Source organism: Uliginosibacterium paludis (assembly GCF_039631355.1).
Classification (GTDB): domain Bacteria; phylum Pseudomonadota; class Gammaproteobacteria; order Burkholderiales; family Rhodocyclaceae; genus Uliginosibacterium; species Uliginosibacterium paludis.
The window spans coordinates 503902-530517 of the sequence record NZ_JBDIVF010000002.1; the positions used below are offsets into that span (position 1 = coordinate 503902).

The 26616-nt window shown below is 65.1% G+C and carries 28 protein-coding genes; 11 read left to right on the forward strand and 17 right to left on the reverse strand.

Annotated elements, in window-relative coordinates; translation table 11 throughout:
- Nucleotides 1-18 precede the first annotated feature (18 nt).
- From arsC to ABDB87_RS07385, 3 genes are all read right to left on the reverse strand, one after another.
- A complete protein-coding gene (gene arsC / locus ABDB87_RS07375; protein ID WP_345926062.1) occupies nucleotides 19-438 on the reverse strand; it encodes an arsenate reductase (glutaredoxin) in 420 nt (139 codons plus the stop codon).
- 69 nt (nucleotides 439-507) lie between these two features.
- A complete protein-coding gene (gene arsB, locus ABDB87_RS07380) occupies nucleotides 508-1536 on the reverse strand; it encodes an ACR3 family arsenite efflux transporter (protein WP_345925531.1) in 1029 nt (342 codons plus the stop codon).
- A gap of 144 nt (nucleotides 1537-1680) precedes the next feature.
- Complete coding sequence (locus ABDB87_RS07385) at nucleotides 1681-2016, reverse strand: ArsR/SmtB family transcription factor (protein WP_345925533.1); 336 nt, start codon at nucleotides 2014-2016, stop codon at nucleotides 1681-1683.
- A gap of 202 nt (nucleotides 2017-2218) precedes the next feature.
- Between ABDB87_RS07385 and ABDB87_RS07390 the strand changes: the two genes are divergently transcribed.
- Nucleotides 2219-3919 carry a cation:proton antiporter domain-containing protein gene (locus ABDB87_RS07390; RefSeq protein ID WP_345925535.1) on the forward strand — a complete coding sequence of 567 codons (1701 nt, stop codon included), beginning with the start codon at nucleotides 2219-2221 and terminating at the stop codon, nucleotides 3917-3919.
- A 62-nt stretch (nucleotides 3920-3981) separates the two neighbouring features.
- Here the strand turns inward: ABDB87_RS07390 and pta are convergent, their stop codons facing one another.
- The gene (gene pta / locus ABDB87_RS07395) at nucleotides 3982-6033 is read right to left on the reverse strand and encodes a phosphate acetyltransferase (RefSeq protein ID WP_345925537.1); all 2052 of its coding nucleotides are present in this window, start codon (nucleotides 6031-6033) and stop codon (nucleotides 3982-3984) included.
- Nucleotides 6034-6260: 227 nt separating this feature from the next.
- On the opposite strand from pta, the gene ABDB87_RS07400 reads away from it, so the two are divergent.
- Entirely contained in the window at nucleotides 6261-7499 is a 1239-nt protein-coding gene (locus ABDB87_RS07400) for a TIGR03862 family flavoprotein (protein WP_345925539.1), read from the forward strand.
- Nucleotides 7496-8959, forward strand: a complete 1464-nt coding sequence (locus ABDB87_RS07405) for a tetratricopeptide repeat protein (RefSeq protein WP_345925541.1) — start codon at nucleotides 7496-7498, stop codon at nucleotides 8957-8959. The genes ABDB87_RS07400 and ABDB87_RS07405 overlap by 4 nt, the downstream gene beginning before the upstream one ends.
- Before the next feature lie 72 nt (nucleotides 8960-9031).
- Here ABDB87_RS07405 and ABDB87_RS07410 read toward each other — a convergent pair whose 3' ends face one another.
- On the reverse strand, nucleotides 9032-9541 hold the full coding sequence (locus ABDB87_RS07410) for a hypothetical protein (RefSeq protein WP_345925543.1): 510 nt from the start codon (nucleotides 9539-9541) through the stop codon (nucleotides 9032-9034).
- A 268-nt stretch (nucleotides 9542-9809) separates the two neighbouring features.
- Between ABDB87_RS07410 and ABDB87_RS07415 the strand changes: the two genes are divergently transcribed.
- Nucleotides 9810-11801, forward strand: coding sequence for a UvrD-helicase domain-containing protein (locus tag ABDB87_RS07415; protein ID WP_345925545.1), 1992 nt, complete (start codon nucleotides 9810-9812; stop codon nucleotides 11799-11801).
- A 29-nt stretch (nucleotides 11802-11830) separates the two neighbouring features.
- On the opposite strand, the gene ABDB87_RS07420 is transcribed toward ABDB87_RS07415, so the two are convergent.
- The 9 genes from ABDB87_RS07420 to ybgC form a co-directional block, all read right to left on the reverse strand.
- A complete protein-coding gene (locus tag ABDB87_RS07420) occupies nucleotides 11831-12004 on the reverse strand; it encodes a hypothetical protein (protein ID WP_345925547.1) in 174 nt (57 codons plus the stop codon).
- 118 nt (nucleotides 12005-12122) lie between these two features.
- A complete protein-coding gene (gene queE / locus ABDB87_RS07425) occupies nucleotides 12123-12776 on the reverse strand; it encodes a 7-carboxy-7-deazaguanine synthase QueE (protein WP_345925549.1) in 654 nt (217 codons plus the stop codon).
- A 48-nt stretch (nucleotides 12777-12824) separates the two neighbouring features.
- A complete protein-coding gene (gene ybgF, locus ABDB87_RS07430) occupies nucleotides 12825-13583 on the reverse strand; it encodes a tol-pal system protein YbgF (protein WP_345925551.1) in 759 nt (252 codons plus the stop codon).
- 71 nt (nucleotides 13584-13654) lie between these two features.
- Nucleotides 13655-14176 (reverse strand): peptidoglycan-associated lipoprotein Pal, encoded by a 522-nt coding sequence (gene pal, locus ABDB87_RS07435; RefSeq protein ID WP_345925553.1) that lies wholly within the window; start codon nucleotides 14174-14176, stop codon nucleotides 13655-13657.
- Nucleotides 14177-14223: 47 nt separating this feature from the next.
- Nucleotides 14224-15510 carry a Tol-Pal system beta propeller repeat protein TolB gene (gene tolB, locus ABDB87_RS07440; protein WP_345926064.1) on the reverse strand — a complete coding sequence of 429 codons (1287 nt, stop codon included), beginning with the start codon at nucleotides 15508-15510 and terminating at the stop codon, nucleotides 14224-14226.
- Nucleotides 15511-15535: 25 nt separating this feature from the next.
- On the reverse strand, nucleotides 15536-16387 hold the full coding sequence (locus ABDB87_RS07445) for an energy transducer TonB (RefSeq protein WP_345925555.1): 852 nt from the start codon (nucleotides 16385-16387) through the stop codon (nucleotides 15536-15538).
- An 11-nt stretch (nucleotides 16388-16398) separates the two neighbouring features.
- Nucleotides 16399-16806 (reverse strand): protein TolR, encoded by a 408-nt coding sequence (gene tolR, locus ABDB87_RS07450; RefSeq protein ID WP_345925557.1) that lies wholly within the window; start codon nucleotides 16804-16806, stop codon nucleotides 16399-16401.
- A gap of 3 nt (nucleotides 16807-16809) precedes the next feature.
- Nucleotides 16810-17487, reverse strand: a complete 678-nt coding sequence (tolQ, locus tag ABDB87_RS07455; RefSeq protein ID WP_345925559.1) for a protein TolQ — start codon at nucleotides 17485-17487, stop codon at nucleotides 16810-16812.
- Nucleotides 17484-17912 carry a tol-pal system-associated acyl-CoA thioesterase gene (ybgC, locus tag ABDB87_RS07460; protein ID WP_345925561.1) on the reverse strand — a complete coding sequence of 143 codons (429 nt, stop codon included), beginning with the start codon at nucleotides 17910-17912 and terminating at the stop codon, nucleotides 17484-17486. The genes tolQ and ybgC overlap by 4 nt, the downstream gene beginning before the upstream one ends.
- 156 nt (nucleotides 17913-18068) lie before the next feature.
- Here ybgC and dksA point away from each other — a divergent pair, with 156 nt between their 5' ends.
- The 4 genes from dksA (at nucleotide 18069) to ABDB87_RS07480 (ending at nucleotide 21744) form a co-directional block, all read left to right on the forward strand.
- Nucleotides 18069-18476: an RNA polymerase-binding protein DksA gene (dksA, locus tag ABDB87_RS07465; RefSeq protein WP_345925563.1), complete on the forward strand. Its 408-nt coding sequence runs from the start codon at nucleotides 18069-18071 to the stop codon at nucleotides 18474-18476.
- A gap of 122 nt (nucleotides 18477-18598) precedes the next feature.
- On the forward strand, nucleotides 18599-19756 hold the full coding sequence (locus tag ABDB87_RS07470) for an STAS domain-containing protein (RefSeq protein ID WP_345925565.1): 1158 nt from the start codon (nucleotides 18599-18601) through the stop codon (nucleotides 19754-19756).
- Nucleotides 19757-19785: 29 nt separating this feature from the next.
- Nucleotides 19786-20856, forward strand: coding sequence for a hypothetical protein (locus ABDB87_RS07475; RefSeq protein WP_345925567.1), 1071 nt, complete (start codon nucleotides 19786-19788; stop codon nucleotides 20854-20856).
- 12 nt (nucleotides 20857-20868) lie between these two features.
- Nucleotides 20869-21744 carry an AEC family transporter gene (locus ABDB87_RS07480; RefSeq protein ID WP_345925569.1) on the forward strand — a complete coding sequence of 292 codons (876 nt, stop codon included), beginning with the start codon at nucleotides 20869-20871 and terminating at the stop codon, nucleotides 21742-21744.
- Between the two features lie 31 nt (nucleotides 21745-21775).
- On the opposite strand, the gene ABDB87_RS07485 is transcribed toward ABDB87_RS07480, so the two are convergent.
- The 3 genes from ABDB87_RS07485 to ABDB87_RS07495 form a co-directional block, all read right to left on the reverse strand.
- Nucleotides 21776-22168 carry an RNA-binding S4 domain-containing protein gene (locus ABDB87_RS07485; protein ID WP_345925571.1) on the reverse strand — a complete coding sequence of 131 codons (393 nt, stop codon included), beginning with the start codon at nucleotides 22166-22168 and terminating at the stop codon, nucleotides 21776-21778.
- Nucleotides 22169-22807: a glutathione S-transferase family protein gene (locus ABDB87_RS07490; RefSeq protein WP_345925573.1), complete on the reverse strand. Its 639-nt coding sequence runs from the start codon at nucleotides 22805-22807 to the stop codon at nucleotides 22169-22171.
- A 98-nt stretch (nucleotides 22808-22905) separates the two neighbouring features.
- Nucleotides 22906-24843, reverse strand: a complete 1938-nt coding sequence (locus tag ABDB87_RS07495; RefSeq protein WP_345925575.1) for a lytic transglycosylase domain-containing protein — start codon at nucleotides 24841-24843, stop codon at nucleotides 22906-22908.
- A gap of 41 nt (nucleotides 24844-24884) precedes the next feature.
- Here ABDB87_RS07495 and ABDB87_RS07500 point away from each other — a divergent pair, with 41 nt between their 5' ends.
- From ABDB87_RS07500 to queC, 3 genes are all read left to right on the forward strand, one after another.
- Complete coding sequence (locus tag ABDB87_RS07500; protein WP_345925577.1) at nucleotides 24885-25469, forward strand: 5-formyltetrahydrofolate cyclo-ligase; 585 nt, start codon at nucleotides 24885-24887, stop codon at nucleotides 25467-25469.
- The gene (locus ABDB87_RS07505; RefSeq protein ID WP_345925578.1) at nucleotides 25462-25851 is read left to right on the forward strand and encodes a group II truncated hemoglobin; all 390 of its coding nucleotides are present in this window, start codon (nucleotides 25462-25464) and stop codon (nucleotides 25849-25851) included. The genes ABDB87_RS07500 and ABDB87_RS07505 overlap by 8 nt, the downstream gene beginning before the upstream one ends.
- Before the next feature lie 81 nt (nucleotides 25852-25932).
- A complete protein-coding gene (gene queC / locus ABDB87_RS07510; protein WP_345925579.1) occupies nucleotides 25933-26616 on the forward strand; it encodes a 7-cyano-7-deazaguanine synthase QueC in 684 nt (227 codons plus the stop codon).

Sequence of the window (26616 nt, forward strand, 5' to 3'; positions counted from 1 at the left end):
AAGGCAAGCCGGCGGGCCTCACTTCACCCGCCGGCCCGAGGCGTCCACCACGGCCTCACCGTCTTCCTTGCTGAACGCGCCTTGCTGCGCGGCGGGCAGGATGTCCAGCACCACTTCCGAGGGCCGGCACAGGCGCGTGCCCAGCCCGGTGACGACGAAGGGGCGGTTCATGAGGATGGGGTGCTGGCCGATGAAGTCCAGCAGCTCGTCGTCGCTGAAGCGGTCTTCCGCAAGGCCCAGCGCCTCGTAAGGCTCGCACTTCTCGCGCAGTGCACCGCGCACCGTGAGGCCGGCGTCGGCGATGAGCTTCACGAGTGTGGCGCGGTCCGGCGGGGTCTTCAGATATTCAATCACCGTGGGTTCGATGCCGGCATTGCTGATCATGGCGAGCGTGTTGCGCGAGGTGCCGCAGGCAGGGTTGTGATAGATCGTGGTCATTTTCTCGGGAGTGGGGAGTCGGGAGTAGGTAAACGGGTTTTCGGGCATGCTGATTTCAGCACTCAGCACTCATGCAGCACCGCCTTTTTCGTACCAGCCCTTGCTGGCGTTCACGATGCGCACCACCACCAGCATCACCGGCACCTCGATCAGCACACCGACCACCGTAGCCAGCGCGGCGCCGGATTCGAAGCCATACAGGCTGATCGCGGCGGCCACGGCCAGCTCGAAGAAGTTGGAGGCGCCGATCAGGGCCGAGGGGCAGGCCACGTTGTGGGCTTCGCCAAGCTTGCGGTTGAGCCAGTAGGCGAGTGCGGAGTTGAAGAAGACCTGGATCAGGATCGGCACGGCCAGCAGGGCGATCACCAGCGGCTGGCGGATGATGGCTTCGCCCTGGAAGGCGAAAAGCAGCACCAGGGTGAGCAGCAGGGCGCTGATCGACCACGGGCCGATCCTGGCCAGCGCCGCATCGAAGGCGGCCTGGCCCTTTGCCAGCAGCGCGCGGCGGATCAGTTGGGCGAGGATCACCGGGATCACGATGTAGAGCAGCACCGAGATGAAGAGCGTGTCCCAGGGCACCGAGATGCTGGCTACGCCGAGGAGCAGGCCCACCAGCGGGGCGAAGGCGAAGACCATGATGGTGTCATTCAAGGCGACCTGACTCAGCGTGAACAGCGGTTCGCCGCCGGTTAATCGGCTCCACACGAAGACCATCGCGGTGCAGGGCGCGGCAGCGAGCAGGATCAGGCCGGCGATGTAGCTGTCGAGCTGGTCGGCGGGCAGCAGCGGGGCGAACACGTTGCGGATGAACAGCCAGCCGAGGAAGGCCATCGAGAAGGGCTTCACCAGCCAGTTCACGAACAGGGTCACGCCAATGCCGCGCACATGCTGACGCACCTGATGCAGGGCGCCGAAATCCACCTTCAGCAGCATCGGGATGATCATCACCCAGATCAGCAGACCCACCGGCAGGTTCACCTGGGCGATTTCCATCGCGCCAACGGTGTGCACGGCAGCCGGGAAGGCCTGACCGAGTGCGATGCCGGCCACGATGCAGAGCATGACCCAGAGGGAGAGATAGCGTTCGAATACACTCATTTTGGAGTCGGGAGTCGGGAGTCGGGAGTCGGGAGTCGGGAGTCGGGAGTCGGGAGTCGGGAGTCGGGAGTCAGCAGGTGCGGGCATGGGCCAGATTTTGGCCCTTGTTGAAGGTCGGGACCGCGACGTGGTCGTGAAAGCGTTTCATGAGCATTCCTCCTTGGTGCAGCAGTTCAGGGCCGGCAGGCCGCAGGCTTCGCCGGCGCAGCAGTTTTCACCCAGAAAGCCGATCAGCGCGTTCATGGCCGGGAAATTCGCGGCATAGCGGATGAAGCGGCCCGCCTGCGTGGCGCTGAGCAGATCAGCCTGCGACAGGGTGCGCAGATGGAAAGACAGTGTCGCGTTGGGTAGCCCGAGGCTTTCCGCGATGCGGCCCGCGCTGAGGCCTTCCGGCCCGGCCTGGACGAGCAGGCGGAAGATGGCGAGGCGGTTTTCCTGGGCCAGTGCAGCGAGCTGGGCGACGGCGGTTTTCGTTTCCATGTTTCCAAGTTTATGGAAATAATGTCCGGTCTGGCAAGCCCGTTACCCACAGGTAGCGGCTGGACTGGGCAGGCATGACGCTGCTGGGTGCCCGGACGGAAAAATTCTTTTCGCATTGCAGGAATCAAATGGCGGGAGCATGGTCGCACCTGACTCTCATCCTGATTCCGTCTCTGGCATCGATTACCGGAGTGGCGCCCCCATGCATCACGACTACCCTCTCATTACCACCCTCGCGGCGAGCTTCGGCCTCGCGCTGGTGTTCGGTTTCCTGGCCTTGCGCCTGCGTCTGCCCGCCCTGCTGGGCTACCTGCTGGCGGGCATCCTGATCGGGCCCTTCACCCCCGGCTATGTCGCCAATGCCGAGCTCGCTACCCAGTTGGCCGAGATCGGGGTGATGCTGCTGATGTTCGGCGTCGGCCTGCATTTCTCGCTGGATGACCTGCTCGCGGTGCGCCGCATCGCGCTGCCGGGCGCGATCCTGCAGATCGTGGTGGCGACGGCGATGGGCGCTGGCGCGGCGGCGCTGTGGGGCTGGTCACTGCCCGGCGCACTGATTTTCGGTCTCGCCCTGTCGGTAGCGAGCACCGTGGTGCTGCTGCGCGCGCTCGAATCCGCCGGCGTGCTGGATTCGCAGAACGGCCGCATTGCCGTCGGCTGGCTGGTGGTCGAAGACCTTGTGATGGTGCTGGTGCTGGTGCTGCTACCGCCGCTGGCGGGCGTCCTGAATGGCGAAAGCGGGGATGCCAGCGGCATTCTGAGCCTGCTCGGCCGCACCCTGCTTCAGGTGATTGCCTTCATCGCACTGATGCTGCTGGCCGGCCGCAAGCTGATGCCGCGTCTGCTGTGGCGGGTGGCAAAAAGCGGTTCGCGCGAGCTTTTCACGCTGTCGGTGCTGGCGGCAGCGATTTCGATTGCGTATCTGGCGTCCCAGCTGTTCGGGGTGTCCTTCGCGCTGGGGGCCTTCTTCGCCGGCATGGTGATGCGCGAGTCCGAATTCAGCCATCGTGCCGCCGAGGAATCCCTGCCGTTGCGCGAGGCCTTTGCGGTGCTGTTCTTCGTGTCGGTCGGCATGCTGATCGACCCCAAGATCCTGATCGCCCATCCGCTCGAAGTGCTGGTGGTGGTGGCCATCATCGTCTTCGGCAAGTCGCTGGCGGCGGCGATTCTGGTGCTGGGCTTCCGCTATCCGCTGCACACCGCGCTGACGGTGTCGGCCAGCCTGGCGCAGATCGGCGAGTTCTCCTTCATCCTCGCCGGGCTGGGCGTGTCGCTGGGCATGCTGCCGCCGCTGGGGCAGAGCCTGATCCTGGCCGGCGCGCTGATCTCGATTGCGGTGAATCCGGTGCTGTTCAAGGCAGTCGGCCCCGCATTGGGCTGGCTGCAGCGCAATTCCGCGCTGGCGCGGCGCATCGAGAGCCAGGCGCATCCGCTGGCCGAGCTGCCGCAGGAAACGCGGGCCGATTTCCTTTCCGGTCATGTGGTGCTGGCGGGCTATGGCCGCATCGGCCATCGCGTGGGTGAAATCCTGGCGCTCAACGATATTCCGCATGTGGTGGCGGAGCAGCAGCGCGAGCGGGTGGCCCGCCTGCGTGAAACCGGCGTGCAGTGTGTGTGGGGCGATGCGACCGAGCCGCTGGTGCTGGTGCAGGCCCATGTGGCGAATGCCGGCCTGCTGCTGGTGACGATTCCGGATGCGGTCAGCGTGCGGCGCATTCTGGCGCTGGCGCGCGAACTCAATCCGGCGATCGAGATCGCGGTGCTGGCGGGCAGTCCGGAGGAAGCGAAGCTGCTCGAAGCTGACGGGGCTGATCGCGTGTTCTTCAAGGACGCCGAGCTGGCGGCAGCCATCGGCCAGCATGTGGGCCGCCGCTTCGGCCGCGAGTCAGCACCGGCGCACTGAGCGCCCGGCCATGAAAACGGCCCTCCGTGGAGGGCCGTTCGGGCGGATGCCGGGAGGCCGGATCAGGCCTTGGCGCGGGCGTCAGCCTGGATCGCGGTCAGCGCGATGGTGAAGACGATGTCATCCACCAGTGCGCCGCGCGAGAGGTCGTTCACCGGCTTGCGCAGACCTTGCAGCATCGGACCGACCGACACCACGTTGGCTGAACGCTGCACCGCCTTGTAGGTGGTGTTGCCGGTGTTCAGGTCCGGGAAGACGAAGACGGTGGCCTGACCGGCAACCTTGGAGCCCGGAGCCTTGGAGCGGGCCACGTCCATCACCGAAGCGGCGTCGTACTGCAGCGGGCCGTCCAGGGCCAGCTCGGGCGCTTTTTCCCGGGCGATGGCGGTCGCTTCCTTGACCTTTTCAACGTCTGCACCCTGACCGGAGGTGCCGGTCGAGTAGGAGATCATCGCGACCTTCGGATCGACACCGAAAGCGGTCGCCGATGCGGCGGACTGCAGCGCGATTTCGGCCAGTTCCTGCGCATTCGGATCCGGGTTGATCGCGCAGTCGCCATAGACCAGCACCTGGTCGGGCATCAGCATGAAGAACACCGAGGACACGATGGAGGAGCCCGGTGCCGTCTTGATCAGCTGCAGGGCGGGACGCACGGTGTTGGCGGTGGTGTGCACCGCGCCGGAGACGAGGCCGTCGACGTCGTCGGTGGCCAGCATCATCGTGCCGAGCACCACGGTGTCCTGCAGCTGGTCGTTGGCCTGACCCGGGGTCAGACCCTTGCTCTTGCGCAGCTCGACCATCGGCGGCACATACTTTTCGCGGATGGTGTCGGGATCGATGATTTCCAGCGAAGCCGGCAGGGTCACGCCCTGGGCGGCGGCAACCGCCTTGATGGTTTCCGGCTTGCCGAGCAGTACGCAGCGTGCAATGCCCTTTTCTTCGCAGATCACGGCGGCCTTGATGGTGCGCGGCTCGTCGCCTTCCGGCAGCACGATGCGCTTGTTCGCGGCACGGGCCTTCTGGATCAGCTGGTAGCGGAAAGCCGGCGGGCTCATGCGGGTAGAAGCCGGCACCTTCACGCTGGCCATCAGCGCGTCGGCATTCAGGGCTTCGGCCACGCCGTCGAGCACCTGCTCCATGCGCTCGGAGTCGTCAGCGGCGACGGCCGGCGAGATGCGGCTGATGTTGGTGGCGGTGACATAGCTGTCGGTATCGACGCGCAGGATGGGCAGGCCGGAATCGAAAGCCTGTGCAGCCAGCTTCTGGATGCGCGGGTCGATCGAGGTGGAGTGCGTCAGCAGCAGGCCGGCGATCTGGGTGCCGCTGGAGGCGGCCAGCGCGGTGGCGAGCATCACGTCGTCACGCTCGCCGGGGCATACGATCAGGGTGTGCGGCTTGAGGCGGTCGATCATGTCGGCGGCGGAGCGGGCGGCCACGGCGGTTTCGAGCACGCGGCGCTTGGAGATCTCGCCGGGCACAACGACTTCGGCATTCAGGTGGCGGGCCACATCCAGCGTGCGCGGCGCCAGCAGGTCGGGGTTGTTCTGCACCACGCCCCACAGCGGGATGTCTTCCAGCGCAGCCGCTGCCTTGGCGGCATCAAAACCGGCTGCGGCCTTGTTCAGCACGGCGCCGGCGATCTTGCAGCCGGCCGCGCGGAACTGGCTGGCGGTGAGGCGGATTTCGGCGGCGGTGAGTTCTTCATCCTGCGCGCCGGAGATCAGCACCATTTCAGCCTGCAGGCTGCGGGCGATGTCGGCGTTCAGGCGGGTGGTGTAGGAGAAGCTCGGGTCGGTATGCAGACCTTCGATGACCAGCACGTCGGCATCCTTGGCGGCGCTCATGCACAGGCTCACGATGTCTTCCAGCAGCTCGTCGATCTGGCCTTCCGAGATCCGTGCCACGACCTTGGCGGTGGGCAGGGCGGCAGGCGCATCGATCTTGCAGATCTCGCGGGCAAAGTGAACGGAGCGCTCGCTGGCCGTTTCGTCCTGGGTGACGGGCTTGGCGAAGCCCACGCGCAGACCCTGGCGCTGCAGGGCGCGGACGACGCCGAGGGCTACCGAGGTCAGACCCACATTCTGGCGGGTCGGTGCAAGGAAGAAGGTTTGCATGTTCTTGGATACCGTTAGGGGGGTCGAACAGACGACAGGTGTTGCTGCGTCGCCACATGAAGTCAAAACCGTCGCAATGTTAGAACTTTCATGTAGATTCCGGCACCCGAAATGGACAATTTTTGATCTGGGCCAGACGCCCGGACCGGCTTGACCCTACGATTTTCATGGCTATTCCGGACACTCCAGGCGGCTAGAATCCGGGCAGTCCTCCGTCCGCTCACCAGATGAATTCCACCTCCCGCATCGCGATCATAGGCGCCGGTCCGGCTGGCCTGATGGCTGCCGAAAAGCTGGCCGCTGCCGGTCACCGCGTCGAGATCTTCGATGCCATGCCCTCGGTCGGCCGCAAGTTCCTCATGGCCGGCAAGGGTGGGATGAACATCACCCATTCCGAACCGGCCGACCGCTTTCTGGCGCGCTACGGCGAGCGCAGCGCGTGGCTCGCACCCTTCATCGAGACCTTCGGTCCGCAGGCCCTGCGCGACTGGATCCACGGCCTGGGCATCGAAACCTTTGTCGGCACGTCGGGACGGGTCTTTCCGCGCGAGATGAAAGCCGCGCCGCTGCTGCGCGCCTGGCTGCACCGCCTGCGCGAAGGTGGCGTCACGATTCATGTGCGTCATCGCTGGCTGGGTTGGGACGAAGCCGGCGCGCTGCGTTTCGCCACCCCCGCGGGCGAGCACCGGGTCGACGCGGCCGCCACGGTGCTGGCGCTGGGCGGCGCGAGCTGGCCCCAGCTGGGTTCGGACGCAGCCTGGACTGCCTGGCTGGCCGAGCGCGGCGTGGCGCTGCAACCCTTCGAGCCCTCGAACTGCGGTTTTGACGTGGCCTGGTCCGCGCATTTCCTCGAGCGTTTCACAGGCGAGCCGGTGAAGAACATCGCCGCGAGCTGTACCGGGCCGGACGGCCAGCTCTGGCAACGCCAGGGAGAAGCCCTGATCAGTGCGACGGGTATCGAGGGCGGCCTGGTCTATGCCCTCTCCGCGCCGCTGCGCGACGGCTGCCGCGACCAGGGCAGCGCAAGCCTGCTGCTGGATCTGCTGCCCGGCCATGAGGCGGCGAGGGTGGCGGCCGAGGTCGCGCATCCGCGTGGCGCGCGTTCGCTCTCCTCGCATCTGCAGGGCCGGCTCGGCCTGCGCGGTGTGAAGCTCGGCCTGCTCAATGAATGCCTCGATCGTGAAACGATGCGGGACCCCACGCGTCTGGCAGCGGCCATCAAGGCTCTGCCGCTGCGGCTTGCGCGCCCGCGTCCGCTGGCCGAAGCGATCAGCTCGGCCGGAGGCGTGCGTGTCGACGCGCTGGACGAGCGACTCATGCTGCACGCCTTGCCCGGCGTGTTCTGTGCTGGCGAGATGCTCGACTGGGAAGCCCCCACCGGCGGTTACCTGCTGACGGCCTGCCTGGCGACCGGGCGCGCGGCAGGGCAGGGTGCTGCAGACTGGCTCGCCGGGAGGGCGGGATGAGTCCGGACTGTCGTACGCGTCTGCTCATGGCCCGCGAGATGCAGCGCGCAGGCCAGCCGGCCGTGGCCGAAGGCCTGTATCGCAGCGTGCTGCAGGAGCAAGCCCGTTTGCCGGAGGTCTGGCGCGAGCTGGGCGTGCTCTGCCTGCTTCAGGGCCGCGCGGCCGAAGCGGCGGATTGCTTCGAGCGCCTGCTGGCGCTGCAGCCCGATGACGCGGGTGCCTGCAACAATCTCGGACTTGCCCGCGAGCGCTGTGGCCAGCCCGCTGCCGCGCGCGCGGCCTATGAGCAAGGCCTGCTCAGGGCGCCCGACCACGCCGACACGCTCAACAATCTCGGCAACCTGCTGCGCGCGCTGGGCGAGCATGAACGTGCGCTGGCGATGTTTGACCGGCTGGTGCAGATCGAGCCACAGGCTGCCGACGCGCACAATAATCGCGGCCGCGTCCTGCATGAGCTGGCGCGTTGCGCCGAGGCCGGGCTGGCCTACCGGCAGGCGCTGGCACTGGCGCCCGACTATGCCGAGGCGCACTGGAATGCGGCCCTGAACCTGCTGCTTGAAGGGGATTATCCGGCTGGCTGGAAAGCCTATGAGTGGCGCTGGAAAAAGCCCTCCTTCACTTCCCGGCGGCGCAGCTTCAGGCAACCGCAATGGCTCGGCCAGACCTCGCTGCAGGGGCGCAGCCTCCTGATTCACGCTGAACAGGGGCTGGGCGACACGCTGCAGTTCCTGCGTTACCTGCCGCGGCTGCGTGCCGCAGGCGCCGAAGTCATCCTCGAAGTCCAGCCCGGGCTCAAGCGTTTGTGCGAGCACGCTTTTGCAGGCATCCGGGTATTGGCGCAGGGCGAAACCCTGCCGCAGACCGATTTCCATAGCCCCTTGCTGAGCCTGCCGCTGGCTTTCGGCGACACCCTGGCCAGCATTCCCTGCGAGCGCGCCTATCTCAAGCCGGACCCAGCGGCGCTGGCGGCCTGGCAGCAACGCCTGGCCTCCCTGCCCGGGCCGCGCATCGGGCTCGTCTGGTCGGGCAGCGCAGCTCATCAGGATGACGCCAACCGCTCCTTGCCGCTGGCCTCGCTCCAGCCCCTGCAGGCGCTCGATGCAGGCTTCGTGTCGCTCCAGAAAGCGCTCCGGCCGCTTGACCGGCCCGCCTTCGAGGCCTGGCCCGGCCTGCTGGACGCCAGCTCCGGACTGGAAGACTTTGCCGATACCGCAGCCCTGGTCGCGGCGCTGGATCTGGTCATTGCCGTGGATACCTCGGTGGCCCATCTGGCGGGGGCGCTCGGCGTACCGGTCTGCATCCTGCTCTCGCCCACACCGGAGTGGCGCTGGCTGCTTGAGCGCACTGACAGCCCCTGGTATCCCTCGGCGCGGCTTTTCCGTCGCACCCGGGGCGAAGGCGTTGAGCCCATGATCGCCGCGCTTGTCGCGGAGCTGCGCGAGACCGTGCTGCGCCGGTAAGGCGTCAAGCGCCCAAAAAAAGCCCTGCGGATCAGCGCAGGGCCGAGGGTGCTACGGGAGGAACTGCGGGGTTCAGGCCGGCAGCTGACTGCGCAGCAGGGCTGCCGCCTTGATCCGGTCCACGTCGGCCTGCAGGCGGCCTTCGCGGGAGTTGCGCATGGCGCGATACCACTGGCTCATCGCATGCCGGGCTTCTTCGGGGTCACGGGCATGTTCCAGCGCCTCGATGACCTCGACGGCTTTCACGCCGAGACTTTCGCGTGCCCGGGCGGCCATGAAGCCGGAAGCCGTTTCCCAGCCTTCGGGCAGGTCTTCATGTCCGTGCTCGTCAGGCTCGATGCGGCGGGCAGGGGCACCGGCCGGCGAGGTTTCAAGCAGACCGCGCTGGACGAGCTCACCCAGATCGGGCTGGATGTCGCGCTCCGGCATCATCATCGCCAGCGTGCCGATGTTGCGGTGTCCGTCCGCGAGCAGCAGCAGGCGGCGCAGGGCGGCAGAAAGGCTGGGATCCGGCGTGGCAATGAGGCGGGCGCCAAAGAGGGTCTTATGGGGGACAAGGGTGTCGGGGAAGCGTTCGTTCATCTTGGATCCTGTGGTGGGTCGGGGTTGTTTCCTCTCATTCTGTGAAGCGGAAAAATGATTGCGAATAGATAAATTCGATTTGTGCTGCAACGCAGGACGAACGGTGTTTGAGTCCCACGGGTGTTGTGCAAGTCTTTGAAAAATATAGGTGCAGACCGAAGGGCAAACCCGGACGGCATCTTTGCGGAAGCGGCCGTTAACCGAGACGGAAGGGTGTATTGAAAGCCCTGGGCTAGAATCCCGACTGCCTCCAACGCTCCTGCCCGACATGCTGTCCCATCTGAATGCGCCTCAGCGCGAAGCCGTGAAATACCTCGACGGCCCCTGTCTCGTGCTGGCCGGTGCCGGCAGCGGCAAGACCCGGGTCATCACCCAGAAAATCGCCTACATGGTCCAGGAGTGCGGCCTGGAGGCGCGCAACATCGCGGCCATCACCTTCACCAACAAGGCGGCGCGCGAGATGCAGGAACGCGTCGGCAAACTCCTTGATTCGCGCTCGGCGCGGCAGCTCACCGTCTGCACCTTCCACGCCCTGGGGGTGCGTATCGTGCGGCAGGAAGCAAGACTGGTCGGCCTCAAGCCGCAGTTTTCCATTCTCGATACCTCGGACCTCCAGCAGATCCTGGCCGAGCTCTCGGGCAACGCCGACAAGAACCTCATCCGTGGCCTGCAGTGGACCATTTCAGGCTGGAAGAACGCGCTGATCCGGCCGGAAGAAGCGGTAAAGCTGGTCAACGACGAGATCAGCCATGCCGCCGCGAAGATCTACCCGGCGTACGAGAAAACGCTGCGGGCCTATCAGGGCGTGGACTTCGATGATCTGATCGCCCTGCCGGTGCGCCTCTTCGATACCGAGCCGGAGGCGCTGGAGCGTTGGCGCATCCGCCTGCGCTACCTGCTGGTCGATGAGTATCAGGACACCAACAAGGCCCAGTACAAGCTCCTGCGCCAGCTTGCCGGGCAGCGCGGCGCCTTCACGGCGGTGGGAGACGATGACCAGGCCATCTACGCCTGGCGCGGCGCGGATGTGGAAAACCTGCACCTGCTGCAGAAGGATTACCCGCAGCTGCGCGTCATCAAGCTCGAGCAGAATTACCGCTCTTCCAACCGCATCCTCAGTGCCGCGAACACCCTGATCGCAAACAACGAAAAGCTGTTCGAGAAGAAGCTCTGGAGCGAGCACGGATTGGGCGAGCCGATCCAGATCAGCATGGCGCGCGACCCCGACCACGAGGCCGAGCTCGTGGCGATGAAGCTCACCGCTCACAAGTTCGAGTTCAAGACGCATTTCAGGGACTACGCGATCCTCTATCGCGGCAACCACCAGGCGCGGGTGATCGAACAGCAGCTGCGGAATCATCACATTCCGTATGTGATGTCGGGCGGGCAGAGTTTCTTTGACCGTGCAGAGATCCGCGACCTGCTCTCCTACCTCCGCCTGATGGCCAACGAGGACGACGACCTCGCCTTCATCCGTGCCATCACGACGCCACGGCGCGGCGTCGGAGCGGCCACGCTCGAAGCGCTCGGCACCTATGCCGGCCGGCGTCATGCCAGCCTGTTCGCCACGGTGTTCGAGGAGGGGGTGAGCGAACACATCGCGGCGCGCCAGCTGGAGAGCGTGCGCAAGTTCGGTGACTACATCCGCCAGCTCTCGCATCGTGCCCACCAGGAGTCGGCCGGTGTGCTGCTCGAAGAGCTGCTGCGTGCGATCGGTTACCAGGCCTGGCTGATGGAGAGCTGCGAAGTGAAGGAAGCCGAAACCAAGTGGCGCAACGTGCGGGACTTCGTCGACTGGCTCAGCCGCAAGGGCGAGCAGGATCAGAAGACCCTGCATGAGCTCGTTCAGACCATTGCGTTGATCAACATGCTCGACAAGGGGAACGAGGACGAGGCGGACGCCGTTCAGCTCGCCACCCTGCATGCCAGCAAGGGGCTGGAGTGGCCCTATGTGTATCTGATCGGCGTGGAGGAAGGCATGCTGCCGCACCAGAGCAGCATCGATGGCGACACCATCGAGGAAGAGCGGCGGCTGATGTATGTCGGCGTGACGCGCGCGCAGCGCGGGCTCACGATCACCGCCTGCGAAACCCGTCGCGTGGCGGGCGAGCGAAAGATGGTTGATCCTTCGCGCTTCATCGACGAGATGGGCGACGGCCTGCGCCGCACCGGCAAGGATGCGGCACCGGTGTCACAGGAAGAAGGCCGCGCCAAGCTCGCCAATCTGCGCGCCATGCTGAGCGCGAAACCGGCGAAATAACGCGGCCTTTCAGCGCGGAGCGGGCTCAATCAGGAAAGCCCGGTCATCGGCTCGTCGCGCTCCCAGTCGGGGTTGTCCGGCACGGGCGGGCGTCTTGGCCGCGAGAAAATGCTCATCAGTATGCTGATCAGCGGAATGGCCTCGAAAGGCCTGTGGTGGACGCCAGGCGGCGCCTTGTGTCGGGGCGCAAGGAAGGTATTCATGACAGTCATCTCCAGGGGGCAGAGGAAGGGGGGAGCCTCTGCTTTCAGCTTGGATGCCTGTCCGGGGCACTGCAAATTCTGCTTTCTGATTGCCCGATAAGGCGGGCAGGCGCCGGGTTCAGACGCCGGTGCGGTCGCCCCAGATGATCCGGTGCATCTGCAATTGCATGCGTACGGCCAGGCGGTCGCGCAGGATCCAGGCGGCCAGATCCTGCGGGTCGACCAGGCCGGCGCCGGGCGAAAGCAGCACCGTGCAGCGCTGCGTGAGGCCGTGTCGGGCCAGCACTTCGCGCGCCCACGCATAGTCGGCTTCGCTGGCGATGATGATCTTGATTTCGTCGCTGGCGGTAATGTGTTCGAGGTTGGACCAGAGGTTCTTGTCGACCTCGCCCGAGCCCGGGGCTTTCAGATCCATGATCTTCGAGACGCGCGGATCGACCGGTGCCACATCCAGCGCACCGCTGGTTTCCAGCGAAACCGAGTAGCCGGCGTCACACAGCGCACGCAGCAGGTCGAGGCAGGGCTTCTGTGCGAGCGGTTCGCCACCGGTGACGCAGACATGACGGGCACCGTGGCCTGCCACTTCGCTCAGGATGTCGTCCAGCTGGCGCATCTCGCCACCGGTGAACGCGTACTCGGTGTCGCACCACACACAGCGCAACGGGCAGCCGGTGAGGCGGACGAATACGGTGGGCAGGCCCACTCTTGTCGATTCCCCCTGCAGCGAATGGAAGATTTCGCTGATCCGGAGGCGGGGCTGGGGCTGGCTCATGACTGGATTTCTGTTGCGGCGGACGGACCCGGTCAGGGCCCGTCGGGGTTACTTCTTGATGCGCTGGCGCGCCGTCTTGGCGGCATCGCTGTTCGGGTAGCTGGCAATCAGCTTTTCCAGCGTGGCACGCGAGGTCTTGGCGGCGCCGGCGCTCTGCTCGGCATTGGCCTGACCCAGCAGGGCATCAGGCGCCATCGAATCATCGGGCCAGTTCTGCACGAGGCGTGCGTAGTATTCCTTGGCGCCCGCGTAATCCTTGGTCTGGGCCAGTGCGGCGGCCGTCCAGAAGTGGGCACCGGGCTGGAAGCTGCTCTTCGGCCAGTTCTGGATGAACTTCTTGAATGCGGCGATGGCGTCCGCATGCTTGCCACCACGCAGCAGGTTGATGCCGGCTTCATAGTCCCGCGCTTCCTGCGCGGGGTCTGCCGGGCGGGATTCGGCCGGCACCGACTGTTCGCCGCCGGCGGCTGCGGTCTGCAGGTTGCCCTCGAGCTTGCGCAGGCGCGAATCGAGATCGATGTAGAAGTCTTTCTGGCGCTTCTGGGCCTGATCGCCGTCGTTGGTCAGCAGTTCGAGCTGGCCCCGGATGCGGGCGATTTCCTGACGCGCGTTCTCGATCTGCGCGTTCAGGTTGAGGATGGCACGTGTATTGTTTTCTGCGCTGGTCTCGAGCTTCTGCAGGCGGGCATCGGTGTCCTGACGCAGGACGTCGATGCGGCGGCGCGCTTCGTCATCATCAAACACGCCGGCGTGAGCAGGCAGGGTGGTGGCGAGCGTTACGGCGAGGCACAGGTCACGCAGTTTCATCAACACGGGTCTCCACAAAAGGGGAAAGCGGGCCACCAGGGCCCGCTTCGACTTTTCAGGCGGACGCCTGATCAGTTGCCGTACACGAGGTCGGCGCGACGGTTTTCCGTCCAGGCAGCTTCGTCATGACCGGTGGCCTTGGGCTTTTCTTCGCCCAGGCTGACGGCTTCGACTTGCGATTCCTTGACACCCAGCAGGGTCAGGTTGCTCTTGACGGCGTCAGCACGCTTCTGGCCCAGGGCCAGGTTGTATTCACGCGAACCGCGTTCGTCGGTGTTGCCCTGGATCAGGACCTTGGCGCCAGCGTTGGCCTTCAGGTACTTGGAGTGGGCTTCGATGATGCTCACGTAGTCCAGGGGGATCGCGAAGCTGTCGAACTCGAAGTAGATGCTGCGCTTTTGCAGCAGGGGGATCTTGTTCAGTGCGTCAGCATCAGCGAAAGGATCGCCTGCGGTGACAGCAGCCGGCTTGGCAGCGGCAGCGGCCGGAGCAGCAGCAACCGGAGCCTTTTCTTCAACCGGAGCGGTCGGGGTGGTGGAACAGGCTGCCAGCATGGCGGCCAGGGTTGCAGTAGCGATGAGCGAGTACTTCATGCGTTTCTCCTGAGTCCTAGAGGATTCGAACAGCTTCAGATTACAACTTACTTTTCAAACGGTCCCCAGGTCGGTTCGCGTACGTCACCGGCCCTGTTGTTCAGGCGGTAACGCGTACGACCGTCGGTGGAGACAACCGACAATACGCCCCGGCCACCCACCTCCGTTGCATAGAGGATGGTGCGGCCATCAGGCGCAAAACTGGGAGATTCGTCGCGGTCGGAGTCCGTCAGGACCTGGGTTTGCTGACTGGCCAGGTCCATCATGGTGATCTGGAAGCGCCCGTTGTTGCGGGACACATATACCAGCGTCTTGCCGTCCGGCGAAATTCTCGGAGTGACATTGTACGCCCCTGCGAAGCTTAAGCGTTGGGCATTTCCGTTATCCACGCTGGCACGGTAGATCTGGGGGCTGCCGCCGCGGTCGGACGTGAAATAGATGGAACTGCCGTCCGGCGACCAGCGCGGCTCGGTATCGATGCCGTTCGAGCTGGTCAGGCGACGCAGACCGGAGCCGTCGGCATTGACGATATAGATCTGCGAGAGACCGTCCTTCGTCAGCGTCAGGGCCAGCCGGCGGCCGTCAGGCGACCAGGCCGGTGCGGAGTTCGAGCCCTTGTAGTTGGCCAGCGTGATGCGGCGGCCGGTTGCCAGCGTGGCCACATAGACGATCGGCTTCTTCTTCTCGAAGCTCACATAGGCGATCTGCTTGCCATCGGGCGACCAGGTGGGCGACATGATGGGTTCGGCGGAGAGCAGTGCGGGCACGGCGTTTTCGCCGTCGAAATCGGCGACCAGCAGCTGATAGCGGTTGCCGACCTTTTCGACATAGGCGATGCGGGTGGCGAAGATGCCGGGCTGGCCGACGAGCTTTTCGTAGATCTTGTTGGCGATGTGGTGGGCCAGCGCACGTTTCTGGTTGGCCGCGACCGACAGCTTGAGCGAGAGCAGCTCGCTGGTCCGCGTGACGTCATAGAGGCGGAAGCGGACGTCGACCATGCCGTTCGGATTCCGGCTGAGGCTGCCGACCACCAGCGCGTCAGCGCCCTGGCCGCGCCAGGCTGCGTAATCAGGTACGGTGCCTTCGACCGCCGGAAGCGTGCCCTGGCTGATCATGCGGAACATGCCGGAGAGCTCCAGGTCCTTGCGGATGATGCCGGTCAGCTTGTCATCGCCCTGCATCGCGCTCTCGTCCCCGAAGTCCGCGATCGTGATCGGAATGCGGTCTGCGCCGGCTCCGTAGATCTCTACATTGAGCTGGGCGCTGGCGGGCAGGCCGAGCAGAAGGCAGCTCAGCGCGGCAAGAAGGGCGAATGCATGGCGGAAGACTTTCATCGGCAAGGTTCTCGTCCGTGAAGGGTTAATCGTTCTGCATCGGGAAGAAGTTGAAGTTGAGATCCCGCTGGAAGACCTCGTTCTTCTCCGGTTTGGGCAGAGGGGAAGATTTCAGGATGGCACGCCGCACCGCTTCTTCCAGTGCAGCATTGCCGGTGTTGGAAACCAGTTTCGGCTCACCGAGGATCTCGCCGGTGGGCAGGATCTGCAGCCGGAACACCAGCTTCGGATTGCCGGTGGTGCCGGGCGGCAGGATCAGGTTCGAGCGCACTTTCTGGCTGATGCGATGGACCCAGTCGGCCTGCGCACGGCCCATCGAGGCTGCATTGGCCGCTGCATCCAGTTTGGCATTCAGATCGGCCGTTTGCTGGTCCTGGATGGCGCGATTCTTCACCTCACGCACACGCTGGTTCTCGCGCGCCAGCATCTTGTCCAGATCCGACATCGGTGGCTTCGGTTCTTCCTTCTTCTCGACGGGCTTGGGCTCGGGCTTCGGTTCCGGCTTCTTCTCGACCTTCTTTTCCGGTTCCGGCTTGGGCGGTTCGCGCTTGGGTTCCGGTTTTTTCTTCTCCGGCTCTTTCAGGGCGATGTCGGGTTTTGGTGCGGGTCTGGGCTCGGGGGCTTTTTCCTCGACCGGCTTGGGTTCAGGCCGGGGCGGCGGCGTTTCGACACGGGCTTCGGGTTCGGGCTGGCGTTCCACGGTCGGAGGCGTGCTCGCGGGCATGGCCCGCACGAGCTCCACGCTCACCGGCTCGGGTGGCCTGCTTTGCCACTGCACGCCCCAGAAGAGGGCGCCGAGCAGCAGGGCATGCATGGCGAAACTGAAAACCGCCGACGCCCATTTTCCGGGTTCGGGGCGCTGAAAGGTGTGTTCCATCCGTTCGATACTTATTGCGCAGGCTTCACGAGGAGCCCGACCTTGCTGATGTTGTTGCGCTGGAGCAGGTCCATGACCTTCATCACCGCTTCATAGCGGACGCTCTTTTCCGCTTCGATCACCACTGCGCGGTCCGGGTTCTCGGTCTGGGCGTCGCGCAGCTTTTCGAGCAGGCTCTCCTCTGAAACGGACGGCAGGCGCGTCTGGGTCTTGTCATCGACAAAATCGTAACGGTCCATGCCGCGCACCGAAATCTTGAGCGGGTCGGTCTTGACCTGCGAGGCCTTGGAAACACTGGGCAGGTCGACGGTGCCGCTGGGCATCATCGGCGCCGTGACCATGAAGATGACCAGCAGCACCAGCATCACGTCGATATAGGGCACGACGTTGATCTGGTTCATCACTCGGCGTTGTCGCATGGCTTATCTCAACTGGCGCTGGAGGATGTTGGAGAATTCCTCCATGAAGCTCTCGAAGCGGATCGAGAGACGATCGACTTCATGGATATAGCGGTTATAGGCCACCACCGCAGGAATGGCGGCAAAGAGGCCGATGGCGGTGGCGACCAGCGCCTCGGCAATGCCCGGTGCCACATGCGCCAGGGTGGCCGTGCCGACATCACCCAGGCCGCGGAAGGCATTCATGATCCCCCAGACCGTGCCGAACAGACCGACATAGGGGCTGACCGAACCGACCGAAGCCAGGAACGCCAGATGCGCCTCGAGGTCGTCGATTTCGCGCTGGTAGGTGGCGCGCATCGCGCGGCGGGCGCCGTTGATGATGTCCGCGGCCTCATGGCCTTTCTGGCCATGCAGTTTGGAGAATTCGCGGAAGCCGGACTCGAAGATCCGGGCCAGCGGGCCGGCTTCGTCCCGGGTCTGGGACACGGTTCGGTACAGATTGACCAGATCGGATCCGCTCCAGAACTGTTGTTCGAAATCCAGTGTCTCATTGCGTGCGGCACGGATCGACAGACCTTTGCGGAAGATCCAGTACCACGACATGAAGGACACGCCGGCCAGGATGGCCATGACGAACTTGACGACAATGCTGGCCTCGGCGATCAGGCTGAGGATGGACATATCTCCGGAATGAATCATGCTTCGCTTTCAAGGAGTGTTCGGAGGAATTCTGGAATTCGGGTGGCGCGCCAGCGACGGGAATCAACGCATGCGATGGTGACGCTGGCCGAGAAGAGAAGCGCTTCGCCACGAAGGATCTGCTGGTCGAACTTCAGGGATGCTGCTCCCATGTCGATGACTCGGGTGATGACCTGCAAGGCGTCGTCAAGTTCCGCACCTCGCAGGTAATCCGCTTCAACGCGGCGCACGACGAATACGATGCCGTGCTCTGCTGCGAGGGCGCGCTGATCGATGCCCAGGGCACGCAGTCGCTCGGTCCGGGCTCGCTCGCAGAAGCGTAGGTAGTTTGCGTAATAGACAACACCGCCGGCGTCGGTATCTTCATAGTATACGCGCACCGGCCAGACAGACGGATCGAAGCTGGTATTGTGAATCAGGGGCATCCTGCTATTGTACCGCCCGGACCAACGGTGCCGCGCATGCAGATGGCCTGATTGCACCAGACCACATGAATATCAAGACCGAAGGCTTGAAAAGCCCGACGAGTTCGGCAAAATGCCCGCCTTTTCGGTCGCATAACCCTGATGGAGGACCTGTCCATGGCGCTGACAGAAGCTGCACTGCTGAAGATGCCCGAGTCGGATTACATGAATGCCGAGCAACTCGAGTTCTTTCGTGAACGTCTTGTTGGAATGCGTGACGAGCTCCAGCTCAAGGTGGATGAAACCGTCGAGCATATGCGTGAGCAGGAGGTTGTTGCCGACCCGGCCGACCGGGCAACGGTCGAGGAAGAGCACGCGCTGGAGTTGCGTACGCGTGACCGTGAGCGCAAGCTGCTGAAGAAGATCGAGCAGGCGCTGGCCCGGATCAACGACGAATCCTATGGTTATTGCGAGGAAACCGGCGAGCCGATCGGTCTGGCCCGCCTGCTCGCACGGCCTACCGCCACGTTGTCGGTGGAGGCCCAGGCCCGGCGCGAACGCCTGCAGAAAATGTACGCAGACTGAATCACCGGGCCCATGCCGGCGGCGTGCTCCGCGCCGTCCGGCTCGAATCCCTGCAGACCGTGCTGATTCAGTGCAACACTGATGCAGACACCGTCTGCGTGTAGCGCAAGGTTGCAGTCACGATGGTTTTACCTTTTTTCGGCAAGAAGCCAGGACCTGGCTCCAGTAACAAGGCTTCCGACAACAGTCTCGGCGAGACGACCACGTCCCTGGAGTTCACGCATGCCGGCAGCATTGGCAGGTCGCTTGCTGCCGCTGCGGACAAGATCCAGGTCGTGGAGGTTTCGGTCGAGGACGTCGCTGCCATCGAGGAAGCAGCGGTCCTGTATGCCAACGCCAACGAGAGCGGCGCCAAGGCGGTGCTCGAAGAGGCGCTGGAGGGCGGCAACAAGCGCTCCGACCGGCTCTGGCGCATGCTGTTCGACCTCTACCGGCTTTCCGGCGACCGGGCCTCGTTCGAATCACGCGGCGTCGTGTTTGCCCAGCTGTTCGAAAAATCGCCTCCGATCTGGGATGAAGCCACGCCGGTGGCAGCCGCGCGCGCCGTGCCGAAAGACGCTGCACCGGCCGTCAACCTCTCCGGCAACCTCTCCGGCAATGCCCGGCCGCAGTTCGAACAGTTGGCGCGCATCGGCGCCAAGACCGGCAAGTTGCGCATCGAGCTTTCACGCCTGAAAGGCATCGACGAAACCGGCGCCACGCTGCTCAGCGATACCATCGATGCCCTGCGTCGCGCCAAGGTCACGGTTGGCCTGCTGGGCGCGCGTCAGGCCTTGTCCCTGCTGGAGCCGCACATCAAGGTCGGGGAACCCGGCGGCCGGGCCTTCTGGCTCTGCGCGCTGGCCATGCTTCAGCAACTCGGTGAGCAGGAACATTTCGAAGACATGGCGATCAACTTCGCCATCACCTTCGAGGAGTCGCCTCCGTCCTGGGATCCGCCCGAAATCCTGCAGCCACCGGTCGAAGTGGCGCCTGCCGCGCCGGTTCCGGAACAGACACCCCCCACGGGGTTCGTCATGGACGGCATCATTGGCGGCCCCCAGCCGGAGATCCTGCGCAAGCTGGCGGTCTATGCCTCGGAGCATGACGCTGTCGAGATCAATGCCTCGGGGCTCAAGCGTCTCGAGTTCGTCAGTGCCGGTTCGCTGTTCAACCAGTTCGCCACCTTCCGTACCCAGGGCAAGCTCACGGTCATCCGCCATCCCAACGAGATGGTGGCAGCACTGATGCGCGTGATGGGGATCGATCAGGTCGCGGAGATCGAATACAAGAAGTTCTAGGCCACCCGCGGGTGGGCTGCAGGCGCCCCTTGAAGCTCGCTCCATTCCTGCTGCACGGTGTTGTCCTCTTCGCGACGCTCTGCGGCACAGCGCTGGCCGATGCCGGACCCTTGGTGATGGAGCGGCTGGAAACCGAGGCGGGCCGCTTTCCCTGGTTTCACGCGCGTGCCGGTCAATCCGGCCCCGTCCAGCGCATCCTGATCATCCTGCACGGCCATGCACGCGACATGAACGACAGCCTGGCGGCCGGTCTCCGGGTAGCGGAGCTGGCTGGCACGGACGCCGGAGTGCTGGTGGTCGCCCCCCTCTTTCCGGTTCGAACCGGGGCTGCGGCGTGCAGCCGTGCGGATACGCCCGCCTTCGAGGCCGGTGATGCGGAATGGACCTGCTCGGACTGGCAGGAAGGCGGTCTGGCCCATGGCCGCGCGCTGAGCGCCTTTGCGGCGATGGATCGTCTGCTGGCTGAACTCGGCCGGCGCTGGCCGGAGGCACATCAGGTAACGCTGGCCGGTTTTTCCGCCGGCGGCCAGTTCGTGCAGCGTTATGCCGGATTTGCGCAGATTCCTGCGGACATGCGCCTGCGATTCGTGGTGGCGGATCCCGGATCCTGGCTTTATCCGGATGACCGCCGTCCGCAGCCGGTGAAGCATGGCGAAGCGGTAGACTGGCGTGCGTGCACGGCGGCTACGGGTGAGGGCGCGTGCGACTTCAGCTGGTCCGTGCCCGCGGACTGTCCGGCCGCGCTGGACTGGAAGTTCGGCCTGCGGAATCGGCCGGCGCATCTTGCGCTGCCGCCCGAAATCCTGCAGGCCCGGCGCGCTGCCGCCGACATCGTTTATCTCGAAGGCGCGCTCGATACCGGCGAAGGGCCGGGCAGCGCTTACCGGATCCTCGACAAATCGTGCGGTGCGCGGGCCCAGGGGCCTTATCGCCTGCAGCGGGGCCTGGCGTTTGCGGCCCATGAAAACACCTTCATCCGTCCGGACCGGCCGGCGCCGCTGATCGTGATTCCGGGCTGCGGGCATCAGCCGGCCTGCGTGCTCACGTCGCCCCTCGCCCGGCCCTGGCTGCTGCCCTCCGCAACTTCCGTCGCGCACTGAGCGCAGAGCCTCATGATCGAACGCATCGTCTCCATCCTGTTTCCGGTCTTTCTCATTCCCGCCGTGGGCTATCTGGTGGCCCGCCGGCGCCGACCGGACCTCGCCGAAACCAATCGCCTGATTGCCGACGTGTTCGTGCCCGCACTGGTCTTCGGCGCGCTGGCCGATCGCAACTTCCAGATCCTTGAATACCGCGGGCTCGCGCTGGCGATGTTTTGCGTGACCCTCGGTTGCGGCGTCGTGGGATGGGGCATGGCGCACCGGATGAAGATCGGGCCGCGCATCCTGATTCCGCCGATGATGTTTTCCAACTCGGTCAATCTCGGTGTGCCGGTCGCCGTGCTGGCCTTCGGCAACCATGCGCTGCAACCCGCGATCGTGCTCTTCCTGATCTCGAGCCTGCTGCACTATTCCTTCGGCCTCTGGCTGCTCGATCACAAGGCGCGGATTTCGCAGATGTGGCGGGTGCCTTCCCTGCTGGCGATGATTGCGGGGCTGGCGGTATCGCTCTGTGGCATCCAGGTCTGGCAGCCTGCGGTGCTGGCCTTGCGCATGCTTGGAGACATCTGCATTCCCCTGATGCTCTTCGCATTGGGCGTCCGGATGACCGACATCTCGTTCAGCGGCTGGGGGCTGGGGCTTGCCACCGGCCTGCTTCGGCCCGCCGCCGGAATGCTGATCGCATGGGCCGTGGCAGAGGGGCTGGGGCTGCGCGGGTTCGAGCAGGGGCTGCTGGTGATCTACGGCGCCCTGCCGCCCGCCGTGATGAACTACATCTTTGCCGAGCGCTATGACGCCGATCCGGATCGCGTTGCCTCGATCGTGATGATCGGCAACCTGCTCAGCGTGGTCGTGCTGCCTGTGGCGCTCTGGTTCGCGCTGCCCTGAGCAGCGCCCGCTGCCTGACTTCCGGCCGGACTCAGTCGCCGCGCCAGCGGTCGATCTGGCGGCGGTCGCGTTTGGTCGGGCGGCCGTGGATTTCCTGGGCGGGCTCCACGCGCAGATGCCGCTCCTCCTGCACCTTCTGGCGCTGGGCCAGGCTCGCTTCGGTCTCGCTGTAGAGCTTGCGGGCCTCGGTGGCCGGGCCCCGTTTTTCGGAGAGTCCCTCGACCCTGAGTTCCCAGCGCAGGTCACCGATGCTGACTTCGACCCGGTCTCCCGCTTTCACTTCCTTCGAGGGTTTGACGCGCAGGCCGTTGAGCTGGACACGCCCGCCGTCGACGGCTTCGGTTGCCAGCGAGCGCGTCTTGAAGAAGCGTGCAGCCCAGAGCCATTTGTCGATGCGGACTGCGCTCAGTTCGGGCATGGGCATTCACACGTCATAGTCGGGAATCACTGCCGTTTCCTGTTCGGCAGCTGCGCGCCATTCCAGGATATGCGGATGAGCCAGAACATGCTGGAGGTAGTCGCGGGCAACCGGGCCGAGTTCGACCTGGTAGCTCTCGAAGCGCAGACAGACTGGCGCATACATCATGTCAGCAATCGACCAAGCGCCGAACAGATACGGATCGCGATCGCCGAAGCGCTGGCGGCATTCCGTCCAGAGCGTTTCGATGCGCTGGATGTCGGCCACCAGTTCAGGGCTCAGGGTCTTCAGCGGCGCGTTGCGGCGCAGGTTCATCGGCATCTGGCTGCGCAGGGCCTGGAAGCCGCTGTGCATCTCGGCCGAAATCGAGCGGGCGACCGCGCGCGAGGCGCCATCGAGCGGCCACAGCGGTGGCGTTTCCTCGGCCAGATATTCGGCGATGGCCAGTGAGTCCCAGATGGCCAGCTCGTTGTCGATCAGGCAGGGCAGTTTGCCCGAGGGGCTCCAGCGCAGGATGCTGGCGCGGGTATCGGCTTGTCTGAGCAGGACAAGCTGCTCTTCAAACGGATGGCCGCTGGCCTTCACGGCCAGCCAGGCGCGCAATGACCAGGAAGAGTACGTCCGGTTCGCGATGATCAGCTTCATGTTCGGGTCCGTGTTCGGGTCCGGAGGATGATAGGCGTGGCACAGCGCTTTGTCCGTCCTCCGCCGTTGTGAGCCGGAAATGACAGACGAATGGCGAGTCAGGGCTCGTCGACGTTTGAAGCAGCATCCTGCACTGCGGCGGGCACGGTGCCAAGGCGGCTGCCGAGCGAGACCGGGCGCTTGTCGAATAATGTCGCGTAGAGCTCGGCATTGGCCATGACTTTCTTCACGTAATCCCGCGTTTCGGTGAAGGGAATGGTCTCAGTGTAGATCGCGCCTTCCAGCGGTCTGGCATCGCGCCAGCGTCGGGCACGGCCGGGGCCGGCATTGTAGGCGGCGGTGGCGAGCACGCGATGGTTGCTGAGGCTGTCCAGCACATGGCGCAGATAGGCACTGCCGAGCCTGACGTTGGTGTCAATGCCGGTCAGCCAGCCAGGGTGGTAGTCCGACCAGCCCTGCTTGCCGGCGATCCATTTTCCGGTGGCAGGCATGACCTGCATGAGGCCCTGGGCGCCCACGCCGGAGCGGGCGACCGACTGGAAGCGGCTCTCCTGCCGGACCAGACCGTAGACCCAGGCCAGATCCAGCTGCTGGGCTTCCGCGTTGCGCGCGAAAACGTCGTAGTAGGGCGCCAGATAGCGCAGGCTGAAGTCATGTTCGTTGCGCGTGCGCTCGGCCGAGCTGATCGCACGATCGTAGAGACCCAGTTCGCGCGCATGTTCGGCCGCGGCGAGCAGGTAGCGGTCGCTGCCGCCCCGCAGGCCCCAGTTCCATTCGCGCATGCCCTCGGTGCGCAGGTCGAGCTGGTAGAGCGCGGCCGCGCGACGGAAATCCGGCAGGGTGCGGACCATTGTCAGCTCTTCGTTGCTGGCGGGCGCCGCCGCTGCAGGCCAGGCATAGGCACGACCGAGTGCTTCGGTTGACAGGATGCCGTAGAAGGTCGGCGTGTCGGCATAGCGCAGGAACTGCTGGCGTGCAGCGTCGGTCTGGCCCTGAGCCTGCAGGGCGCGGCCGAGCCAGTAGGCCCAGTCGGGGGTGTCGCGCTGGTCGGCCGGCAGTTCCTCGATGGCTTGACGCACGCCGGCCCAGTCGCTGATGCGCAGATGGGCGCGGATGTTCCAGGCACGCTGTTCCGCGCTCATGTCGGTCCCGCGGGCGAGCTTGTACCAGGCGGCGGCTTCCGGCAGGCGCGAGAGTCCGCCCAGCCAGCCGAGCTGCCCCCAGGCATAGGCTCTTTCCTCGCTGCTGAAACTGTTGCCTTCGATGCCGCGCCAGCGGCTTGCGGCCGTGCGGGCGTCATTCCGGGCCGCTCGCGCGACCGCGGCCAGGATCAGCTCGCGATCCATCCGGCTGGTGCTGGCGCGTGCGCTGGCGAGATAGCGCTCGGGAGAGTTCAGGGCGGTGTTGAACGCCGCCGGGACCTGTCCGTTGCCGATCCAGGAGAGCACGTTCCGCGCGGCTGCGAAGCGCTTGTTCTCGACCAGACGGCGGAAGCGTTGCCAGAGGTTTTCGGTACTGATCTGGCCGCTCAGCGCGAGGTTCTGCAGGGGCAGTTCGCAGCTTGCGGGCACGTCGTTGAGGGTGAGCCACTGTGCCGCGAGCGCGCGATTGGCTTCGGCCGCGTAGGTGCCACCGCCCTGGATGGCGTAGCACTGGGTGGCGAGATCCGCCTGCTGCAACAAGCCGTATTGCGCATCGAATTCCGCCCAGCGCTTCTCGTAGCCGAGGCGGCGGACCCATTCGCCGCGCAGCCGGTCGGCCAGCATGCTGCCGGTATTGGCCGAGAGGAAACTGCCGACCTGCTGGCCGTCGACGGCTTCGGTCAGGCGTGCGATACGGGCGCTGAGCAACCAGTACTGGACATAGGGTTCGAGCACATGGTTCGACGGCGTGGCCGCCAGGCTGGCGAGTGTGGCGACGTCACCCTTGCTGGCCGCGTCACGCGCGAGGAGGATGCGGTCGTCGCCGGGGGCTGCGGCAACACTTCCAACCACCCCGACCAGCAGCAGCACGCCGGCCCACAAGCCACATCTCATGACGTAAGATCCCTTCAGATTCCAGCAAACCAGCATAGCACGTGACCCTTCCCCGGCCCGATCGCAAAACGTTACGCTCCGAGCTCATTGCACAGCGTGAAACCCTCTCGCCCGTTCTGCGTCTGCAGTTGCAGGCGGAGATCCTGCCGCATCTCGGCGAACTGCTCGATCGCCTGGCGCCGCGGTGCGTGGGCTTCTGCTGGCCTTACCGCGGAGAGCCCGACCTGCGTGAGTACCTCAGTCTGTGGAGGGCGCAGGGCAGGGATCGTTCCCTCGGCCTGCCGGTGCTTCCCGAAGGGGAGGGGCCGCTGCGTTTCCGGAGCTGGCGACCCGGCGTGCCGACCGCGCCCGACCGCTTCGGCATCCCGGCGCCGATCGACACCGGTTTCGTTGCGCCGGATCTCTTGATCGTTCCGGTCAATGGCTTCGATCCGAAGGGCTACCGGATCGGCTATGGCGGCGGTTTCTTTGATCGCACCCTGGCTGCGCTGGATCCGGCGCCGCGCACGATCGGCGTCGGCTTCGATCTGGCGCGTGTCGAGGACGTGTTTCCGCTCGCGCATGACCGTCCGCTGGACTGGATCGTGACCGAATCGGGAATCGTGGTGGGACCGCACAATGAGTGAAGAACAGACACCTTACGAAGCTTTCGGCGGCGAGCCGGTGATCCGGCGCCTGGTCGACCGCTTCTACGACCACATGGACACGCTGCCGGAGGCCTGGGTGATCCGCAAGATTCACCAGGAGAGCCTCGACAGCGCGCGGCAGAAGCTCTTCGAGTACTTCACCGGCTGGCTTGGCGGACCGCCGCTGTTCGAATCGAAGTATGGTCATCCGCGCATGCGAGCCCGCCACATGCCGTTTTCGATTGGCGAAGCCGAGCGCGATGCCTGGCTGATGTGCATGCAGATGGCATTCGAGGAAGTCCTGCCGGCCGGGCCTCAGCGCGATGCGTTCTGGGAGCGCGTCGTGGGGCTGGCGGACTGGATGCGCAATCGCGAAAACTGAGTATCGCTCGTTCCGGCTAGCGGGGGGCGGCGCAAGCGGAGGATAATCGCGCCCGTTTCCAGTCTTTTCCGGGTGTTCCCCATGAGCTCTCCTCGCGCCGTCGTCCTGCTTTCGGGCGGACTCGATTCCGCCACCTGTCTTGCCATTGCCCGCTCGGAGGGTTTCGAGACCTATGCCCTGTCAGTGGCTTACGGGCAGCGTCATGCGGCCGAACTCAACGCGGCCGGGCGGGTTGCCGCAGCCCTCGGCGCGAAGGAGCATCGCATCGGCCATGTCGACCTGGGTCAGTTTGGCGGCTCGGCGCTGACGGATGCCAGCATCGAGGTGCCGGTCAGCGGCGAGTCTGCCGCCAACGTGATTCCGGTGACCTATGTGCCGGCCCGCAATACGGTGATGCTGTCGCTCGCGCTGGGCTGGGCGGAAGTGCTCAAGGCCAACGCGATCTTTGTTGGCGTGAATGCGGTGGACTATTCCGGTTATCCAGATTGCCGGCCGGCTTTCATCGAGGCTTTCGAAGCCATGGCCAACCTGGCGACCAAGACCGGCGTCGAAGGCCTCAAGATGACGATCCGGGCGCCGCTGATCCAGCTGACCAAGGCCGAGATCGTGCAGCGTGGTACTGCGCTGGGTGTGGATTACGGCATGACCGTGACCTGCTACAAGGCCGATGATGAGGGCCGCGCCTGCGGTCTGTGCGAAGCCTGCCGGCTGCGTCGCGCCGGCTTCCAGGCTGCGGGCCTGGCTGATCCGACGCGTTACGCCTGA

Excerpts from the sequence above, each read along its gene's own strand:
- arsC (WP_345926062.1), bottom strand. The coding sequence starts at position 438 with ATGACCACGATCTATCACAACCCTGCCTGCGGCACCTCGCGCAACACG.
- arsB (WP_345925531.1), bottom strand. The coding sequence starts at position 1,536 with ATGAGTGTATTCGAACGCTATCTCTCCCTCTGGGTCATGCTCTGCATC.
- ABDB87_RS07385 (WP_345925533.1), bottom strand. The coding sequence starts at position 2,016 with ATGGAAACGAAAACCGCCGTCGCCCAGCTCGCTGCACTGGCCCAGGAA.
- ABDB87_RS07390 (WP_345925535.1), top strand. The coding sequence starts at position 2,219 with ATGCATCACGACTACCCTCTCATTACCACCCTCGCGGCGAGCTTCGGC.
- pta (WP_345925537.1), bottom strand. The coding sequence starts at position 6,033 with ATGCAAACCTTCTTCCTTGCACCGACCCGCCAGAATGTGGGTCTGACC.
- ABDB87_RS07400 (WP_345925539.1), top strand. The coding sequence starts at position 6,261 with ATGAATTCCACCTCCCGCATCGCGATCATAGGCGCCGGTCCGGCTGGC.
- ABDB87_RS07405 (WP_345925541.1), top strand. The coding sequence starts at position 7,496 with ATGAGTCCGGACTGTCGTACGCGTCTGCTCATGGCCCGCGAGATGCAG.
- ABDB87_RS07410 (WP_345925543.1), bottom strand. The coding sequence starts at position 9,541 with ATGAACGAACGCTTCCCCGACACCCTTGTCCCCCATAAGACCCTCTTT.
- ABDB87_RS07415 (WP_345925545.1), top strand. The coding sequence starts at position 9,810 with ATGCTGTCCCATCTGAATGCGCCTCAGCGCGAAGCCGTGAAATACCTC.
- ABDB87_RS07420 (WP_345925547.1), bottom strand. The coding sequence starts at position 12,004 with ATGAATACCTTCCTTGCGCCCCGACACAAGGCGCCGCCTGGCGTCCAC.
- queE (WP_345925549.1), bottom strand. The coding sequence starts at position 12,776 with ATGAGCCAGCCCCAGCCCCGCCTCCGGATCAGCGAAATCTTCCATTCG.
- ybgF (WP_345925551.1), bottom strand. The coding sequence starts at position 13,583 with ATGAAACTGCGTGACCTGTGCCTCGCCGTAACGCTCGCCACCACCCTG.
- pal (WP_345925553.1), bottom strand. The coding sequence starts at position 14,176 with ATGAAGTACTCGCTCATCGCTACTGCAACCCTGGCCGCCATGCTGGCA.
- tolB (WP_345926064.1), bottom strand. The coding sequence starts at position 15,510 with ATGAAAGTCTTCCGCCATGCATTCGCCCTTCTTGCCGCGCTGAGCTGC.
- ABDB87_RS07445 (WP_345925555.1), bottom strand. The coding sequence starts at position 16,387 with ATGGAACACACCTTTCAGCGCCCCGAACCCGGAAAATGGGCGTCGGCG.
- tolR (WP_345925557.1), bottom strand. The coding sequence starts at position 16,806 with ATGCGACAACGCCGAGTGATGAACCAGATCAACGTCGTGCCCTATATC.
- tolQ (WP_345925559.1), bottom strand. The coding sequence starts at position 17,487 with ATGATTCATTCCGGAGATATGTCCATCCTCAGCCTGATCGCCGAGGCC.
- ybgC (WP_345925561.1), bottom strand. The coding sequence starts at position 17,912 with ATGCCCCTGATTCACAATACCAGCTTCGATCCGTCTGTCTGGCCGGTG.
- dksA (WP_345925563.1), top strand. The coding sequence starts at position 18,069 with ATGGCGCTGACAGAAGCTGCACTGCTGAAGATGCCCGAGTCGGATTAC.
- ABDB87_RS07470 (WP_345925565.1), top strand. The coding sequence starts at position 18,599 with ATGGTTTTACCTTTTTTCGGCAAGAAGCCAGGACCTGGCTCCAGTAAC.
- ABDB87_RS07480 (WP_345925569.1), top strand. The coding sequence starts at position 20,869 with ATGATCGAACGCATCGTCTCCATCCTGTTTCCGGTCTTTCTCATTCCC.
- ABDB87_RS07485 (WP_345925571.1), bottom strand. The coding sequence starts at position 22,168 with ATGCCCATGCCCGAACTGAGCGCAGTCCGCATCGACAAATGGCTCTGG.
- ABDB87_RS07490 (WP_345925573.1), bottom strand. The coding sequence starts at position 22,807 with ATGAAGCTGATCATCGCGAACCGGACGTACTCTTCCTGGTCATTGCGC.
- ABDB87_RS07495 (WP_345925575.1), bottom strand. The coding sequence starts at position 24,843 with ATGAGATGTGGCTTGTGGGCCGGCGTGCTGCTGCTGGTCGGGGTGGTT.
- ABDB87_RS07505 (WP_345925578.1), top strand. The coding sequence starts at position 25,462 with ATGAGTGAAGAACAGACACCTTACGAAGCTTTCGGCGGCGAGCCGGTG.
- queC (WP_345925579.1), top strand. The coding sequence starts at position 25,933 with ATGAGCTCTCCTCGCGCCGTCGTCCTGCTTTCGGGCGGACTCGATTCC.